This window comes from Mycolicibacterium cosmeticum, from assembly GCF_000613185.1.
Lineage (GTDB): Bacteria > Actinomycetota > Actinomycetes > Mycobacteriales > Mycobacteriaceae > Mycobacterium > Mycobacterium cosmeticum.
Genome location: NZ_CCBB010000001.1, coordinates 234,283 through 249,217, shown reverse-complemented (window position 1 = coordinate 249,217; position 14,935 = coordinate 234,283). Strand labels below are relative to the sequence as shown.

Genomic DNA, 14,935 nt, shown 5'->3' with positions numbered 1-14,935 from the left:
AAAACCATGAAATCGGGTATCCACCCCACCTACGTCGAGACCAACGTGGTCTGCGGCTGCGGTAACACCTTCACCACGCGCAGCACCAAGGACAGCGGCCACATCGTGGTCGAGGTCTGCTCGCAGTGCCACCCCTTCTACACCGGTAAGCAGAAGATCCTCGACAGCGGCGGCCGCGTGGCCCGCTTCGAGAAGCGGTACGGCAAGCGCAACACCAAGGCTGCTGCCGACAACTAGCTGTCCCTTCGGCGCCCGTTCCTGTCGCATGCGACAGGCCGGGCGCCGAACTGCGTTCCGGGTCCGTTCAGGTCCGTTCAGAGGGAGGTCACTCATGACCGCATCACCGATCGAGGCGTTGCTGACCGAGCATGCCGACCTCGAACGCCAGCTCTCCGACCCGGCGCTGCACGCCGACCCCGTCGCCGCCAAGCGGGTGGGACGCCGATTCGCGCAGCTGTCCCCGATCGTGTCGACCCACCGCAAGCTGGAGGCCGCCCGCGGCGATCTCGAAGCCGCCCGCGAACTGGCCGGTGAGGACGAGGCGTTCGCCGCCGAGGTGCCCGAACTCGAAGCCCAGGTGGCCGAACTCGACGCCCGCCTGGTCGACCTGCTCGCGCCGCGCGACCCGCACGACGCCGACGATGTCGTGCTCGAGGTGAAATCGGGCGAGGGCGGCGAGGAGTCGGCGCTGTTCGCCGCCGATCTCGCGCGCATGTACATCCGCTACGCCGAGCGGCATGGCTGGACCGTCACGGTGCTCGACGAGACGTGGTCGGATCTCGGCGGCTACAAGGACGCCACCATCACCATCGCCAGCAAGGGCGACTCCGCCGACGGCGTGTGGTCGCGGATGAAGTTCGAAGGCGGCGTGCACCGCGTGCAGCGGGTGCCGGTCACCGAATCCCAGGGCCGGGTGCACACCTCGGCGGCGGGCGTTCTGGTGTACCCCGAACCGGAAGACGTCGAGCAGGTGCAGATCGACGAATCCGATCTGCGCATCGACGTGTACCGGTCATCCGGCAAGGGCGGCCAGGGCGTCAACACCACCGACTCGGCCGTGCGGATCACCCACCTGCCCACCGGCATCGTCGTCACCTGCCAGAACGAGCGTTCCCAGCTGCAGAACAAGGCCCGCGCGATGGTGGTGCTCGCCGCCCGGTTGCAGGCCCTGGCCGAAGAGCAAGCCTCGGCCGAGGCGTCGGCGGACCGGGCCAGCCAGATCCGCACCGTCGACCGCAGCGAACGGATCCGGACCTACAACTTCCCGGAGAACCGGATCGCCGACCACCGCATCAACTTCAAGGCGCACAACCTCGATCAGGTGCTCGACGGCGATATGGACGACCTGCTCGACGCCCTGGCCGCGGCCGACAAGCAGGCGCGGCTGCAGCAGGCATGACCGGTCAGCGAGAAGCCGGCGGCGGATCGCACATCGATACCGACCTGCGGCAGGCCATCGCCGACGCGACCGCCGAACTGTCGGCCGCCGGAATCCATTCGGCACGCGTCGACGCCGAACTGCTGGCCGCGCACGCCGCGGGTGTGGACCGCGGCCGGCTCACCGTAGTCGAACCGGACGCCGCATTCGTCGACCGCTACGGTGCGCTCGTCGCGCGCCGCGCGCAGCGAATCCCGTTGCAGCACATCGTCGGAAGCGCCGCGTTCGGGCCGTTGATGCTGCAGGTCGGGCCCGGCGTGTTCATCCCCAGGCCGGAGACCGAGGCGCTGCTGGAATGGGCCCAGGCCCAGCCGTTGCCGCCCGATGCACTGATCGTTGACCTGTGCACCGGGTCGGGCGCCCTGGCCGCCGCGTTGGCGCACCACCGACCCACGGCCCGCGTCGTCGCGGTCGACGATTCCGCCGAGGCGCTGCGCTATGCCGAGATGAACTGCCGCGCCACGTCGGTGCGGTTGCTGCAGGCCGATGTCACCGACCCGGACCTGCTGACCGAACTGAACGGCACCGTCGACCTGATCGTCAGCAACCCGCCCTACATCCCGCTCGGCGCCGATCTGGATCCCGAAGTGGCCCAACATGATCCGGCCCATGCGCTGTTCGGCGGAGCGGACGGCATGTCGGTGATCGGGCCGATCGTCGCCGCCGCGGCCCGGCTGCTGCGGCCCGGCGGGCGGATCGGTGTCGAACACGACGACGCCACCTCCGCCGCGACCGCCGACCTGTTCGCCCGGGCGGCGGCGTTCACCGACATCACCGCCCGCCGTGATCTCACCGGGCGGCCGCGCTTCGTGACGGCTACCAGGATCGAGTGAGAGGCTGACGGGTATGTCCGAGATGTTCGATTGCGCCGACCCCGATCAGCGGGCGGCCGGGCTGGCCTCGGCGGTCAGCGCCGCCAAGGGCGGCCGGTTGGTCGTGCTGCCCACCGACACCGTGTACGGGATCGGCGCCGACGCTTTCGACAACGACGCGGTGAGCGCGCTGCTGGCCGCCAAGGGCCGGGGCCGGGACATGCCCGTCGGGGTGCTGGTCGGATCCTGGCACACGATCGACGGACTGGTCTACGCCGTGCCGCCGGCGGCACGTGAACTCATCCAGGCGTTCTGGCCCGGCGCGCTGAGCCTGGTGGTGCGGCATGCGCCGTCGCTGCAGTGGGACCTGGGCAACTCGGCAGGGACCGTGATGCTGCGGATGCCGCTGCACCCGGTGGCCATCGAGCTGCTGCGCGAGGTCGGCCCGATGGCGGTGTCCAGCGCGAACATCTCCGGCAACCCCGCGGCGGTGACCGCCCAGGACGCCCGCACCCAGCTGGGGGAGCGGGTCGAGGTCTACCTCGACGCCGGTCCGTCACCGCGGGGCGCGGCGTCGACGATCGTCGACCTCACCGGCGCGAGCCCCCGCGTGCTGCGCGAGGGTCCGGTCGGCGTCGACGAGATCGCCAAGGTGCTCGGCGTCGAAGCCGAAACACTCGGCTGACGCCGGACGCCCACGCTCAGCTTCGTCGCGTACGGTTCTCCGAGTGGTGAGCGAAGTGGTGCCGGTACTGACCTCCCAGGTCGCTGCGCACCTGCCCGCCCAAACGCTGGCGCTGTCCGACCGCGGTGCCGGCGTCCCGCTGCGCGAGCTCGCACTGGTCGGTCTGACGGCCGCGATCATCACCTACTTCGCCACCGGCTGGTGCCGCGTGCTGGCCACCCGCGTCGGCGCGGTCGCCTACCCCCGCGAGCGCGATGTGCACCTGCAACCGACCCCGCGGATGGGCGGGCTGGCCATGTACGTCGGGGTGGCCTTCGCGATCCTGCTGGCCTCCCAGCTGCCGGCGCTCAACCGCGGTTTCGTGTACTCGACGGGGATGCCTGCCGTCGTGGTGGCGGGCGGACTCATCATGTTCGTCGGGCTGATCGACGATCGGTGGGGCCTGGACGCCTTGACCAAATTCGCCGGCCAGATCACCGCCGCCAGCGTGCTGGTGACGATGGGGGTGGCGTGGAGCGTGCTCTACATCCCCATCGGCGGGGTGGGCACGCTGGTGCTCGACCAGGTCACCTCGATCCTGCTCACGCTCGCGCTGACGGTGTCGATCGTCAACGCGATGAACTTCATCGACGGCCTCGACGGGCTGGCGGCCGGGCTGGGCCTGATCACCGCCCTGGCCATCTGCATCTTCTCCATCGGACTGCTGCGCGACCACGGTGGCGATGTGCTGTTCTACCCGCCGGCGATGATCTCGGTGGTGTTGGCCGGCGCCTGCCTGGGCTTCCTGCCGCACAACTTCCACCGCGCCAAGATCTTCATGGGTGACTCCGGTTCGATGCTGATCGGGTTGATGCTGGCCGCCGCCTCGACCACCGCGGCGGGACCGATCTCGCAGAACGCGTACGGGGCCCGCGACGTGTTCGCCCTGCTGTCGCCCTTCCTGCTGGTGGTCGCGGTGATGTTCGTTCCGGCGCTGGACACCCTGCTGGCGATCGTGCGCCGGACCCGGAAAGGGTTGAGTCCGTTCAGTCCGGACAAGATGCACCTCCACCACCGTTTGCTGCAGATCGGTCACTCGCATCGACGGGTGGTTTTGCTGATCTACCTGTGGGTCGGCATCGTCGCGTTCGGCGCGGCCAGCACGACGTTCTTCGACCCGCGGTACACCGGCGTGGTCATGCTGGCGGCCATCGTGGTCGCCGGAATCGTCACCTTGATACCGCTGCTCCGGCGACGGGAACAGTCCGCCGACTGACCATCCGGAGAGGTGGTACGACGGACTTACGACAAAAAGTAGTAGGCCTGTTTTTGGGCCTCCTACCTTGTGGTACGGTTCTGCGCATAACCCGAAAAACCTCACGGGTTGCCGGCCCGGCCCATCGGTCGCAAGACCGCTCGGCGCCGATACACGACCGACTGTATGACCGAAAACAGGGAGCTACCCCTTGGGTGATTCCAGCGCGCCCGTCGCCCTCCGATACGCTCGGCGGGCACGCACAGGAGTTTTGCAGGACCGATGAGTAACGCCCTCGACGACGCGGGATTGAGGTGAACCAGGTGACGACGCCAGCGCAGGATGCGCCGTTGGTGTTTCCCTCCGTGGCTTTCCGTCCGTTGCGTCTGTTCGTCGTCTGCGTCGTGCTCACGGCTCTCGCCATTCTCGCCGCCGGATTCACCGGCCACATCTTCTTCGGCGTTTTCTTCGGCGTCGGTCTCGGTCTGGGTTTGCTCAACGCGCTGCTGGTGCGCCGCGCGGTCGAGTCGATCACGGCAGAGGACCACCCACTCAAGAAGAAAATGGCCATAAACTCCGCGACGCGGCTGTTGGTGATCACCGCCGTCGCGCTGGCAATCGCAATCGTCTTCAAGGCACATGGCGGGATTGCCGTCCTGTTCGGCTTGGCGATCTTCCAGGCACTGCTGGTGCTGTCCACCAGCCTTCCGGTGCTGAAGAAGATCCGTAAAGACGGGCTCGACGTGCAAGCCACCGCCGGCACTCCTGGCACGGAACCGAAGGATTGAGCAGACACAGATGACTGAGATCGTTCTCGCCGCAGAGGGCGCCGAAGGAGGCGGCGGCGCCGCCATCCACGTCGGGCATCACACCATGGTGTTCGAGTGGCTGGGCATGACGTTCAACGGCGACACCATCCTGGCGACCGCCATCACGGCCGTCATCATCATCGGGCTGGCCTTCTTCCTGAAGTCCAAGGTCACCTCGACCGACGTGCCCGGTGGTGTGCAGCTGTTCTGGGAGGCGCTGACCATCCAGATGCGCCAGCAGATCGAGGGCTCGATCGGCATGAAGATCGCCCCCTTCGTGCTGCCGCTGTCCATCGCGCTGTTCGCCTTCATCCTGATCTCGAACTGGCTGGCGGTGCTGCCGCTGCAGTACGGCGGTCCGGACGGTGCGGCCGCCGAGTGGTACAAGCCGCCGGCCTCCGACATCAACTTCGTGCTGGCGCTCGCGCTGTTCGTGTTCGTCTGCTACCACGCCGCCGGCTTCTGGCGGCGCGGCCTGGTCGGCCACCCGATCAAGGTGCTCAAGGGCCACGTCAGCATCCTGGCGCCGATCAACATCGTCGAGGAACTGGCCAAGCCGATCTCGCTGGCACTGCGACTCTTCGGCAACATCTTCGCCGGCGGCATCCTGGTGGCACTGATCGCGATGTTCCCCTGGTACATCCAGTGGGCACCCAACGCCATCTGGAAAACCTTCGACCTCTTCGTCGGCCTCATCCAGGCCTTCATCTTCGCGCTGCTGACGATCCTGTACTTCAGCCAGTCGATGGAGCTGGACCACGATGACGAGAACGCTCACCACTAATTAACCCGTACGACCAGCAGTCCTGGTGGCACCGCCACCAGCTATCAAGGAGGAAATAGGAATGGATGCAAACGCCCTCATCACGGCGGGTGCGCTGATCGGCGGCGGCCTGATCATGGGTGGCGGCGCGATCGGCGCCGGTATCGGTGACGGTATCGCCGGTAACGCGCTGATCTCCGGCATCGCCCGGCAGCCCGAGGCCCAGGGCCGGCTGTTCACCCCGTTCTTCATCACCGTCGGTCTGGTCGAAGCCGCGTACTTCATCAACCTGGCCTTCATGGCGCTGTTCGTCTTCGCCACCCCGGCGTACTCGGGCTAGTAATCCGCAAGCATGGGTGCACTCGATACGACCGTCCTGACGGACGGCATCACCATCCTGGCGTCCAGCCAGGCAGCCGAAGAAGGCGGCGGCGGGGGCAACAACTTCCTGCTCCCCAACGGCACCTTCTTCGCCGTGCTGATCATCTTCCTGATCGTGCTGGGCGTGATCTGGAAATGGGTTGTGCCGCCGGTCAGCAAGGTCCTCGCCGAGCGGGAAGCCATGCTGGCCAAGACGGCCGCGGACAGCCGTAAGTCGGCCGAACAGGTTGCGGCCGCGCAAGCCGAATACGACCAGGCGATGGCCAACGCCCGTACCGAAGCCTCCGCGATCCGCGACGAGGCCAGGACGGCAGGCCGACAGGTCGTGGACGCCAAGCGGGCCGAAGCCAGCGGTGAGGTGGCCGAGACCGTACGCCAGGCCAATGACGAACTGGCTCAACAGGGTTCGGCCACCCAGGGGCAGCTGGCTTCCTCGGTCGACGCGCTGTCGGCCACCCTCGCCAGCCGCATCCTCGGCGTCGACGTGAATTCGGGACGGAACAAGTAGATGTCGATTTTCATCGGACAGCTGATCGGCTTCGCCGTGATCGCCTACATCCTGTGGCGCTATGTGGTGCCGCCGGTGAAGACGCTCATGGCAAAGCAGCAGGAAGCCGTTCGCACCGCTCTGGCTGAGAGTGCGGAGGCAGCGCGCAGGCTCGCCGACGCCGACGCCATGCATGCCAAGGCGCTGGCCGATGCCCGCGCGGAGTCCTCCAAGGTCACCGAGGAGGCCCGGCAGGACTCCGTGCGGATCACCGCGTCGCTCACCGAGCAGGCGGGTGTCGACGCGGAGCGGATCAAGGCCCAGGGTGCACAGCAGATCCAGCTGGCTCGTCAGCAGCTGGTCCGCCAGCTGCGGCACGGTCTCGGAGACGAAGCCGTGCAGAAGGCCGCCGAGCTGGTGCGCGCCCACGTCGCCGATCCGGCGGCACAGGCTTCCACCGTGGACCGCTTCCTGGCCGACCTCAGCGCCATGGCGCCGTCCACCGCCGTGATCGACACCGCGGCAACGGGCAGCCTGCGGGCGGCGAGCCGGGCGGCCGTCGCGACGCTGACCGATGAATTCGACACGGTGGCAGCGGGTCTGGACGCCGATGGTCTCACCACCCTGGCCGCCGATCTGGCGTCGGTGGCCCGCCTGCTGGTCGCCCAGAACACGCTCAACAAACATCTGGCCGAGCCGACCGACTCGGCCGAGCCGAAGGTCCGGCTGGTCGAGCGGCTGCTCGGCGGCAAGATCGGTGAGCCGGCCCTCGGGCTGGTCCGCACCGCCGTGTCGCAGCGGTGGTCGGCCGAGGCCGACCTGGTGAACGGCATCGAGTACACGGCGCGGCTGGCGCTGCTGCAGCGCGCGCAGGTGGCCGGCGAGGTCGACGACGTCGAGGACCAGCTGTTCCGGTTCGGCCGCGTCCTGGATTCGCAGCCGCGACTGAGCGCCCTGCTCAGCGACTACACCACCCCGGCCGAGGGTCGAATCGCCCTGTTGGACAAGGTGCTTCCCGGCGCGAACCAGACGGCCAAGGCCCTGCTGGCGCAGACCGTCGGACTGCTGCGCGGCGAACGTGCCGACGAGGCCGTCCTCGATCTGGCCGAGCTCGCCGTCGCCCGCCGCGGCGAGATCGTCGCCCACGTGTCGGCCGCCGCGGAGCTGACCGCGGCCCAGCACGCGCGGCTGACCGAGGTGCTCACCCGCATCTACGGCCACCCGGTCGCCATCCAGCTGCACGTCGACCCGACCCTGCTCGGCGGTCTGACCATCGCCGTCGGCGACGAGGTGATCGACGGCTCCATCGCATCACGACTGGCTGCCGCCGAAACCGGCCTGCCGGATTGACGAGCGCTTGCGCACCCCACGAACCACCCCGAAGAACTAGGTAGGAAGACGAAAAACCATGGCAGAGTTGACAATCTCGGCTGCTGATATCGAAGGTGCCATCGAGGACTACGTATCCTCGTTTTCCGCCGACACCGAGCGCGAAGAGATCGGCACCGTCGTCGACGCCGGTGACGGCATCGCCCACGTCGAGGGTCTGCCCTCGGTCATGACCCAGGAACTGCTCGAGTTCCCGGGCGGTGTGCTCGGCGTGGCCCTGAACCTCGACGAGCACAGCGTCGGTGCCGTCATCCTCGGCGAGTTCGAGAAGATCGAAGAAGGCCAGCAGGTCAAGCGGACCGGCGAGGTGCTCTCGGTGCCCGTCGGTGACGCCTTCCTGGGCCGCGTCGTCAACCCGCTCGGTCAGCCCATCGACGGCCAGGGCGACATCACCGCCGACACCCGCCGCGCCCTCGAGCTGCAGGCCCCGTCCGTGGTGCAGCGCCAGGGCGTCGGCGAGCCGCTGCAGACCGGTATCAAGGCCATCGACGCCATGACCCCGATCGGCCGCGGCCAGCGCCAGCTGATCATCGGTGACCGCAAGACCGGCAAGACCGCCGTCTGCGTCGACACCATCCTCAACCAGCGTGAGGCCTGGGAGACCGGAGACCCCAAGCAGCAGGTGCGTTGCGTGTACGTCGCCGTCGGCCAGAAGGGCACCACCATCGCCAGCGTGAAGCGCGCGCTGGAAGAGGGTGGCGCGATGGAGTACACCACCATCGTCGCGGCCCCCGCCTCCGATCCGGCCGGCTTCAAATGGCTTGCGCCCTACACCGGCTCGGCCATCGGCCAGCACTGGATGTACGACGGCAAGCACGTGCTGATCGTCTTCGACGACCTCACCAAGCAGGCCGAGGCCTACCGCGCCATCTCGCTGCTGCTGCGCCGCCCGCCGGGTCGCGAGGCCTACCCGGGTGACGTCTTCTACCTGCACTCCCGTCTGCTGGAGCGTTGCGCGAAGCTGTCCGACGAGCTCGGCGGTGGCTCGATGACCGGTCTGCCGATCATCGAGACCAAGGCCAACGACATCTCGGCCTACATCCCGACCAACGTCATCTCGATCACCGACGGCCAGTGCTTCCTGGAGTCCGACCTGTTCAACCAGGGTGTGCGGCCGGCCGTCAACGTCGGTGTGTCGGTGTCCCGCGTCGGTGGCGCCGCCCAGATCAAGGCCATGAAAGAGGTGGCCGGCTCGCTGCGTCTGGATCTGTCGCAGTACCGCGAGCTGGAGGCGTTCGCCGCTTTCGCCTCCGATCTGGACGCCGCTTCCAAGGCGCAGCTGGACCGCGGTGTCCGCCTCGTCGAGCTGCTCAAGCAGCCCCAGTACAGCCCGCTGTCGGTCGAGGACCAGGTGGTGTCGATCTTCCTGGGTACCCAGGGCCACCTGGATTCGGTTCCCGCCGAAGACGTCTCGCGTTTCGTCGACGAGCTGCTGGAGCACGTGAAGGCCAGCCACTCCGACATCCTGACCGGGATCAAGGACACCAAGAAGCTCTCCGAGGAGAACGAGGAGAAGCTGGTCTCGGTGATCAACGAGTTCAAGAAGGGCTTCTCCGCTTCCGACGGCAGCTCCGTGGTGGTCAAGGAAGCCGACGCGGAAGCACTGGACCCCGAGGACCTGGAGAAGGAATCGGTCAAGGTCCGCAAGCCTGCTCCCAAGAAGGCCTAGGTAACACATGGCAGCCACACTGCGCGAGCTACGCGGACGTATCCGCTCCGCCGGGTCGATCAAGAAGATCACCAAGGCCCAGGAGCTGATCGCCACGTCGCGAATCGCCAAGGCGCAGGCCCGGGTCGAAGCGGCCCGGCCCTACGCCACCGAGATCACCAACATGCTCACCGAGCTTGCCGGGGCCAGCGCGCTGGACCACCCGCTGCTCGTCGAGCGGGAGAGCCCCAAGCGGGCCGGTGTCCTGGTGGTGTCCTCGGACCGCGGACTGTGCGGTGGCTACAACGCCAACGTGCTGCGCCGGGCCGAGGAGCTGTTCTCGCTGCTGCGCGACGAGGGCAAGAATCCGGTGCTGTACGTCGTCGGCCGAAAGGCGCTGGGCTACTACAGCTTCCGTCAGCGCGCCGTGACCGAGTCGTGGACCGGTTTCTCCGAGCGGCCCACCTACGAGAATGCCAAGGAGATCGCCGACACCCTGGTGGAGGCGTTCCTGTCCGGTGCCGACGACGACGGTGACGATCCGGGCGCCGACGGCATCCTCGGCGTCGACGAACTGCACATCGTGTCCACCGAGTTCCGTTCCATGCTGGCGCAGACCGCCGTGGCCCTGCGGATCGCACCGATGGTGGTCGAGTACGTCGGCGAGGCCGAGACCGGTCCGCACACGCTGTACTCGTTCGAGCCGAACGCCGAGACACTGTTCGACGCGTTGCTGCCCCGCTACATCGCCACCCGCGTGTACGCGGCGCTGCTGGAGGCGGCGGCTTCGGAGTCGGCTTCGCGTCGGCGCGCCATGAAGTCGGCCACCGACAACGCCGACGATCTGATCAAGGCGCTCACGCTGGCGGCCAACCGCGAGCGCCAGGCCCAGATCACTCAGGAAATCAGCGAAATCGTCGGCGGCGCCAACGCGCTGGCCGACGCGCGCTAGCCGGATCAACTACAGAAGCCCCGTAGGAAGCGAAGAAGAGAAATGACTGCTACCGCAGAGAAGACCACGACGGGTCGGGTCGTTCGCATCACCGGTCCGGTGGTGGACATCGAGTTCCCGCGTGGCGCCGTGCCCGAACTGTTCAACGCGCTGCACGCCGACATCAGCTACGGCGCCCTGGCCAAGACCCTGACGCTCGAAGTGGCGCAGCACCTCGGTGACAACCTGGTGCGCACCATCTCGATGCAGCCCACCGACGGTCTGGTGCGCGGCACCGAGGTCACCGACACCGGTGCCTCGATCTCCGTGCCGGTCGGTGACGGCGTCAAGGGCCACGTGTTCAACGCCCTGGGTGACTGCCTGGACGAGCCCGGCTACGGCAAGGACTTCCAGCACTGGTCCATCCACCGCAAGCCGCCGGCCTTCGCCGACCTGGAGCCCCGCACCGAGATGCTGGAGACCGGTCTGAAGGTCGTCGACCTGCTCACCCCGTACGTGCGTGGTGGCAAGATCGCCCTGTTCGGTGGTGCCGGCGTCGGCAAGACCGTGCTGATCCAGGAGATGATCAACCGCATCGCCCGCAACTTCGGTGGCACCTCGGTGTTCGCCGGCGTCGGGGAGCGCACCCGTGAGGGTAACGACCTGTGGGTCGAGCTCGCGGATGCCAACGTGCTCAAGGACACCGCCCTGGTGTTCGGTCAGATGGACGAGCCGCCGGGCACCCGTATGCGCGTGGCCCTGTCGGCGCTGACCATGGCGGAGTACTTCCGCGATGAGCAGAACCAGGACGTGCTGTTGTTCATCGACAACATCTTCCGGTTCACCCAGGCCGGTTCGGAGGTGTCGACGCTGCTCGGCCGTATGCCGTCCGCCGTGGGTTACCAGCCGACGCTGGCCGACGAGATGGGTGAGCTGCAGGAGCGCATCACCTCGACCCGTGGTCGCTCGATCACCTCGATGCAGGCCGTGTACGTGCCCGCCGACGACTACACCGACCCGGCTCCGGCGACCACCTTCGCCCACCTGGATGCCACCACCGAGCTCTCTCGTGCGGTGTTCTCCAAGGGCATCTTCCCCGCGGTGGATCCGCTGGCCTCGTCCTCGACGATCCTGCACCCCAGCGTGGTCGGCGACGAGCACTACCGCGTCGCCCAGGAAGTCATCCGGATCCTGCAGCGCTACAAGGACCTTCAGGACATCATCGCGATCCTCGGTATCGACGAGCTCTCCGAAGAGGACAAGGTCCTGGTGTACCGCGCCCGCAAGATCGAGCGCTTCCTGAGCCAGAACATGATGGCCGCCGAGCAGTTCACCGGTCAGCCGGGTTCGACCGTGCCGCTCAAGGAGACCATCGAGGCCTTCGACAAGCTGGCCAAGGGCGAGTTCGACCACCTGCCCGAGCAGGCGTTCTTCCTCATCGGTGGTCTCGACGACCTGGCGAAGAAGGCCGAAAGCCTCGGCGCCAAGCTGTGATTGCCCGACTGACTACACGAAAGGTGGTGTGGCATGGCTGAATTGGACGTCGAGATCGTCGCAGTCGAGCGCGCACTGTGGTCGGGTAAGGCGACGTTCGTGTTCACCCGCACCACCGCGGGCGAGATCGGCATCCTGCCGCGGCACATCCCGCTGGTGGCACAGTTGGTCGACGACGCGATGGTCCGGGTGGAGCGCGAGGGCGAGGACGATCTGCGGATCGCGATCGACGGCGGCTTCCTGTCGGTGACGGAGAACGGCGTCAGCATCCTGGTCGAGAACGCCCAGTTCGAGTCGGAAGTCGATGCCGACGCCGCCAAGCGGGATTCGGAATCCGATGATCCCGCGAAGGCCGCATGGGGGCGCGCCCGCCTTCGCGCCGTCGGACAACTCGACTAGAGGTTCCCTGTCGATGAGCGCGGTCATGTGGATCATGGTCGCGCTCATCGGCGTCTTGGCGGTGGCCGTCGTCGCGCTGGTGTACCGGTTGTGGAAGCTGCGTCAGGTCGGCGGCACCGCGGCGATCCTGCGTGACTACCCCGCGGCCGGCGGCCAGGGTTGGCGGCACGGTGTGATGCGTTATCGGGGCGGCGAAGCCGGTTTCTACCGGCTCTCGAGCATCCGCTGGTGGCCCGACCGGCGGTTGAGCCGGCTGGCGCTGGAGGTGGTGGGCCGTCGTTCACCCCGCGGGGACGAGTTCGACATCATGACCCGCGAGATCGTGATCTTGGAACTGCGCGATTCCGGCCACGGCTACGAGGTGGCCCTCGACCGGGGTGCGCTGACCGCGTTCACCTCGTGGGTGGAGTCTCGCCCGTCGCGCCGTTCGCGGCGGCGCACCGGCTGATCAGGCGCCGGCGTCGTCCTTCTTCCCACCACCGGGCTGCCACAGCACGTCACCGTCCGGATTGGCCACCCGCGACAGGATGAACAGCAGATCCGAGAGCCGGTTGAGGTATTTCGCCGGCAGCACGCTCACCAGGTCGCCGTACTGATCGACCGCCGCCCAGGCCGACCGCTCGGCGCGCCGCGTCACCGTGCGGGCGACGTGCAGCAGGGCCGAGAGCGCGGTCCCGCCCGGCAGGATGAACGAATTCAGCGGTGCCAGGCTTTCGTTGAACTGATCGCACCACGTTTCCAGGCGATCGATGTAGTCCTGCGAGATGCGCAGCGGCGGGTACTGCGGATTCTCGGCAACCGGCGTGGACAGATCGGCGCCGGCGTCGAAGAGATCGTTCTGGATCTGGCGGAGAACCCCGCCGAGCGCGGGGTCCGGGTTGCCGAGCGCGATGGCCACGCCGATGGCGGCATTGGCCTCGTCGCAGTCGGCGTAGGCCTGCAATCGCGCGTCGTTCTTGGAGACGCGACTGAAATCACTCAGTCCGGTGCTCCCGTCGTCACCGGTCCGGGTATAAATGCGGGTCAGGTGCACGGCCATAGTTGAACGGTACCGGTCACAGCGGCATTGCAACCTGGCCAGGCGTTCTGAATCTGGCCCGCCGTCTGCTTACACTGACCCGCGTGAGCGAGCGTTTCGTGGTGACCGGTGGAAACCGGTTATCAGGCGAAGTCGCGGTCGGGGGAGCCAAGAACAGCGTCCTCAAGTTGATGGCAGCCGCGCTGCTGGCCGAGGGCACCAGCACCATCACGAACTGTCCGGACATCCTGGATGTGCCGTTGATGGCGGAGGTGCTCCGAGGGCTGGGAGCGACGGTCGAACTGGACGGTTCCACCGTCCGGATCACGTCTCCGGACGAGCCGAAATACGACGCCGATTTCGCCGCAGTCAGACAGTTCCGTGCCTCGGTATGTGTGCTCGGTCCGTTGGTGGGGCGCGGTAAGCGGGCGAAGGTGGCGTTGCCCGGTGGCGACGCGATCGGTTCCCGGCCGCTGGACATGCACCAGTCGGGGCTGCGCCAACTCGGTGCGCGCTGCAATATCGAGCACGGCTGCGTGGTGGCCGAGGCGGACCATCTGCGGGGCGCCGAGATCCAGCTGGAGTTCCCGTCCGTCGGCGCCACCGAGAACATCCTGATGGCCGCGGTGCTGGCCGAGGGTGTGACGACGATCCACAACGTCGCGCGTGAGCCCGATGTGGTGGATCTGTGCGACATGCTCAACCAGATGGGTGCTCAGGTGCAGGGCGCCGGCTCGTCCACTTTGACCATCACCGGCGTCGACCGGCTCTATCCGACCGAACACCGGGTCATCGGTGACCGCATCGTCGCCGCGACCTGGGGGATCGCCGCGGCGATGACGCGCGGTGACATCTCGGTGACCGGCGTGGATCCCGCGCATCTGCAGTTGGTGCTGCACAAGCTGCACGACGCGGGTGCGACGGTCACCCAGCACGACAACGGCTTCCGGGTGGTGCAGTACGAGCGGCCCAAGGCGGTCAACGTCGCGACCCTGCCGTTCCCGGGTTTCCCGACGGACCTGCAGCCGATGGCGATCGGGCTGGCGTGCGTGGCGGACGGGACCTCGATGATCACCGAGAACGTGTTCGAGGCGCGGTTCCGCTTCGTGGAGGAGATGATCCGGCTGGGGGCGGACGCGCGGACCGACGGGCACCACGCCGTGGTGCGTGGATTGCCGCAGTTGTCGAGCGCGCCGGTCTGGGCGTCCGATATCCGGGCCGGGGCGGGCCTGGTGCTCGCCGGCCTCGTCGCCGACGGCGACACCGAGGTGCACGACGTCTACCACATCGACCGGGGCTACCCGTTGTTCGTCGAGAACCTGGCCAGCCTGGGCGCGGAGATCGAGCGGGTAAGCTGATCTGAGACGGGCGTACCACCGTCAAAAGCCTCTGACCAGGGGATTTGACTTCGCAAGCGCCGTCGTCCTAATCTAGTCGAGTTGCTCCG

At 67.5% G+C, this 14,935-nt stretch carries 17 protein-coding genes; 16 read left to right on the top strand and 1 reads right to left on the bottom strand.

Annotated elements, in window-relative coordinates; genetic code table 11:
- Positions 1-6: 6 nt before the first annotated feature.
- The 15 genes from rpmE to BN977_RS01230 all read left to right on the top strand — a co-directional run bounded on the left by rpmE (position 7) and on the right by BN977_RS01230 (position 12,918).
- Positions 7-237: a 50S ribosomal protein L31 gene (gene rpmE / locus BN977_RS01300; protein ID WP_036395854.1), complete on the top strand. Its 231-nt coding sequence runs from the start codon at positions 7-9 to the stop codon at positions 235-237.
- Between the two features lie 94 nt (positions 238-331).
- Complete coding sequence (gene prfA / locus BN977_RS01295; protein WP_036395852.1) at positions 332-1,399, top strand: peptide chain release factor 1; 1,068 nt, start codon at positions 332-334, stop codon at positions 1,397-1,399.
- A complete protein-coding gene (gene prmC, locus BN977_RS01290) occupies positions 1,396-2,271 on the top strand; it encodes a peptide chain release factor N(5)-glutamine methyltransferase (RefSeq protein WP_051560948.1) in 876 nt (291 codons plus the stop codon). The genes prfA and prmC overlap by 4 nt, the downstream gene beginning before the upstream one ends.
- 13 nt (positions 2,272-2,284) lie before the next feature.
- Positions 2,285-2,935 carry an L-threonylcarbamoyladenylate synthase gene (locus BN977_RS01285; protein ID WP_036395850.1) on the top strand — a complete coding sequence of 217 codons (651 nt, stop codon included), beginning with the start codon at positions 2,285-2,287 and terminating at the stop codon, positions 2,933-2,935.
- Positions 2,936-2,990: 55 nt separating this feature from the next.
- On the top strand, positions 2,991-4,190 hold the full coding sequence (locus BN977_RS01280; RefSeq protein ID WP_109790149.1) for a glycosyltransferase family 4 protein: 1,200 nt from the start codon (positions 2,991-2,993) through the stop codon (positions 4,188-4,190).
- Between the two features lie 302 nt (positions 4,191-4,492).
- Complete coding sequence (locus BN977_RS01275; RefSeq protein ID WP_036398198.1) at positions 4,493-4,957, top strand: ATP synthase subunit I; 465 nt, start codon at positions 4,493-4,495, stop codon at positions 4,955-4,957.
- Between the two features lie 10 nt (positions 4,958-4,967).
- The gene (gene atpB / locus BN977_RS01270) at positions 4,968-5,762 is read left to right on the top strand and encodes a F0F1 ATP synthase subunit A (RefSeq protein WP_036395848.1); all 795 of its coding nucleotides are present in this window, start codon (positions 4,968-4,970) and stop codon (positions 5,760-5,762) included.
- A gap of 61 nt (positions 5,763-5,823) precedes the next feature.
- The gene (locus BN977_RS01265) at positions 5,824-6,081 is read left to right on the top strand and encodes a F0F1 ATP synthase subunit C (protein ID WP_036395845.1); all 258 of its coding nucleotides are present in this window, start codon (positions 5,824-5,826) and stop codon (positions 6,079-6,081) included.
- Positions 6,082-6,093: 12 nt separating this feature from the next.
- Entirely contained in the window at positions 6,094-6,630 is a 537-nt protein-coding gene (locus BN977_RS01260) for a F0F1 ATP synthase subunit B (protein WP_046873035.1), read from the top strand.
- Entirely contained in the window at positions 6,631-7,959 is a 1,329-nt protein-coding gene (locus tag BN977_RS01255) for a F0F1 ATP synthase subunit B/delta (protein ID WP_036395843.1), read from the top strand.
- 58 nt (positions 7,960-8,017) lie between these two features.
- The gene (gene atpA, locus BN977_RS01250; protein WP_036395841.1) at positions 8,018-9,667 is read left to right on the top strand and encodes a F0F1 ATP synthase subunit alpha; all 1,650 of its coding nucleotides are present in this window, start codon (positions 8,018-8,020) and stop codon (positions 9,665-9,667) included.
- A gap of 7 nt (positions 9,668-9,674) precedes the next feature.
- On the top strand, positions 9,675-10,598 hold the full coding sequence (locus BN977_RS01245; RefSeq protein WP_036395839.1) for a F0F1 ATP synthase subunit gamma: 924 nt from the start codon (positions 9,675-9,677) through the stop codon (positions 10,596-10,598).
- Between the two features lie 42 nt (positions 10,599-10,640).
- Positions 10,641-12,071 (top strand): F0F1 ATP synthase subunit beta, encoded by a 1,431-nt coding sequence (gene atpD / locus BN977_RS01240; RefSeq protein WP_036395837.1) that lies wholly within the window; start codon positions 10,641-10,643, stop codon positions 12,069-12,071.
- A gap of 33 nt (positions 12,072-12,104) precedes the next feature.
- Positions 12,105-12,470 (top strand): F0F1 ATP synthase subunit epsilon, encoded by a 366-nt coding sequence (locus BN977_RS01235; protein WP_036395835.1) that lies wholly within the window; start codon positions 12,105-12,107, stop codon positions 12,468-12,470.
- 13 nt (positions 12,471-12,483) lie between these two features.
- A complete protein-coding gene (locus BN977_RS01230) occupies positions 12,484-12,918 on the top strand; it encodes a DUF2550 domain-containing protein (RefSeq protein ID WP_036395833.1) in 435 nt (144 codons plus the stop codon).
- On the opposite strand, the gene BN977_RS01225 is transcribed toward BN977_RS01230, so the two are convergent.
- Positions 12,919-13,509, bottom strand: a complete 591-nt coding sequence (locus tag BN977_RS01225) for a cob(I)yrinic acid a,c-diamide adenosyltransferase (RefSeq protein ID WP_036395831.1) — start codon at positions 13,507-13,509, stop codon at positions 12,919-12,921.
- A gap of 83 nt (positions 13,510-13,592) precedes the next feature.
- On the opposite strand from BN977_RS01225, the gene murA reads away from it, so the two are divergent.
- The gene (gene murA / locus BN977_RS01220) at positions 13,593-14,846 is read left to right on the top strand and encodes a UDP-N-acetylglucosamine 1-carboxyvinyltransferase (protein WP_036395829.1); all 1,254 of its coding nucleotides are present in this window, start codon (positions 13,593-13,595) and stop codon (positions 14,844-14,846) included.
- The last annotated feature ends 89 nt before the right edge of the window (positions 14,847-14,935 follow it).

Excerpts from the sequence above, each read along its gene's own strand:
- BN977_RS01285 (WP_036395850.1), top strand. The coding sequence starts at position 2,285 with ATGTCCGAGATGTTCGATTGCGCCGACCCCGATCAGCGGGCGGCCGGG.
- BN977_RS01265 (WP_036395845.1), top strand. The coding sequence starts at position 5,824 with ATGGATGCAAACGCCCTCATCACGGCGGGTGCGCTGATCGGCGGCGGC.
- BN977_RS01245 (WP_036395839.1), top strand. The coding sequence starts at position 9,675 with ATGGCAGCCACACTGCGCGAGCTACGCGGACGTATCCGCTCCGCCGGG.
- BN977_RS01260 (WP_046873035.1), top strand. The coding sequence starts at position 6,094 with ATGGGTGCACTCGATACGACCGTCCTGACGGACGGCATCACCATCCTG.
- BN977_RS01225 (WP_036395831.1), bottom strand. The coding sequence starts at position 13,509 with ATGGCCGTGCACCTGACCCGCATTTATACCCGGACCGGTGACGACGGG.
- BN977_RS01230 (WP_036395833.1), top strand. The coding sequence starts at position 12,484 with ATGAGCGCGGTCATGTGGATCATGGTCGCGCTCATCGGCGTCTTGGCG.
- prmC (WP_051560948.1), top strand. The coding sequence starts at position 1,396 with ATGACCGGTCAGCGAGAAGCCGGCGGCGGATCGCACATCGATACCGAC.
- atpD (WP_036395837.1), top strand. The coding sequence starts at position 10,641 with ATGACTGCTACCGCAGAGAAGACCACGACGGGTCGGGTCGTTCGCATC.
- BN977_RS01255 (WP_036395843.1), top strand. The coding sequence starts at position 6,631 with ATGTCGATTTTCATCGGACAGCTGATCGGCTTCGCCGTGATCGCCTAC.
- atpB (WP_036395848.1), top strand. The coding sequence starts at position 4,968 with ATGACTGAGATCGTTCTCGCCGCAGAGGGCGCCGAAGGAGGCGGCGGC.
- atpA (WP_036395841.1), top strand. The coding sequence starts at position 8,018 with ATGGCAGAGTTGACAATCTCGGCTGCTGATATCGAAGGTGCCATCGAG.
- prfA (WP_036395852.1), top strand. The coding sequence starts at position 332 with ATGACCGCATCACCGATCGAGGCGTTGCTGACCGAGCATGCCGACCTC.
- rpmE (WP_036395854.1), top strand. The coding sequence starts at position 7 with ATGAAATCGGGTATCCACCCCACCTACGTCGAGACCAACGTGGTCTGC.
- BN977_RS01235 (WP_036395835.1), top strand. The coding sequence starts at position 12,105 with ATGGCTGAATTGGACGTCGAGATCGTCGCAGTCGAGCGCGCACTGTGG.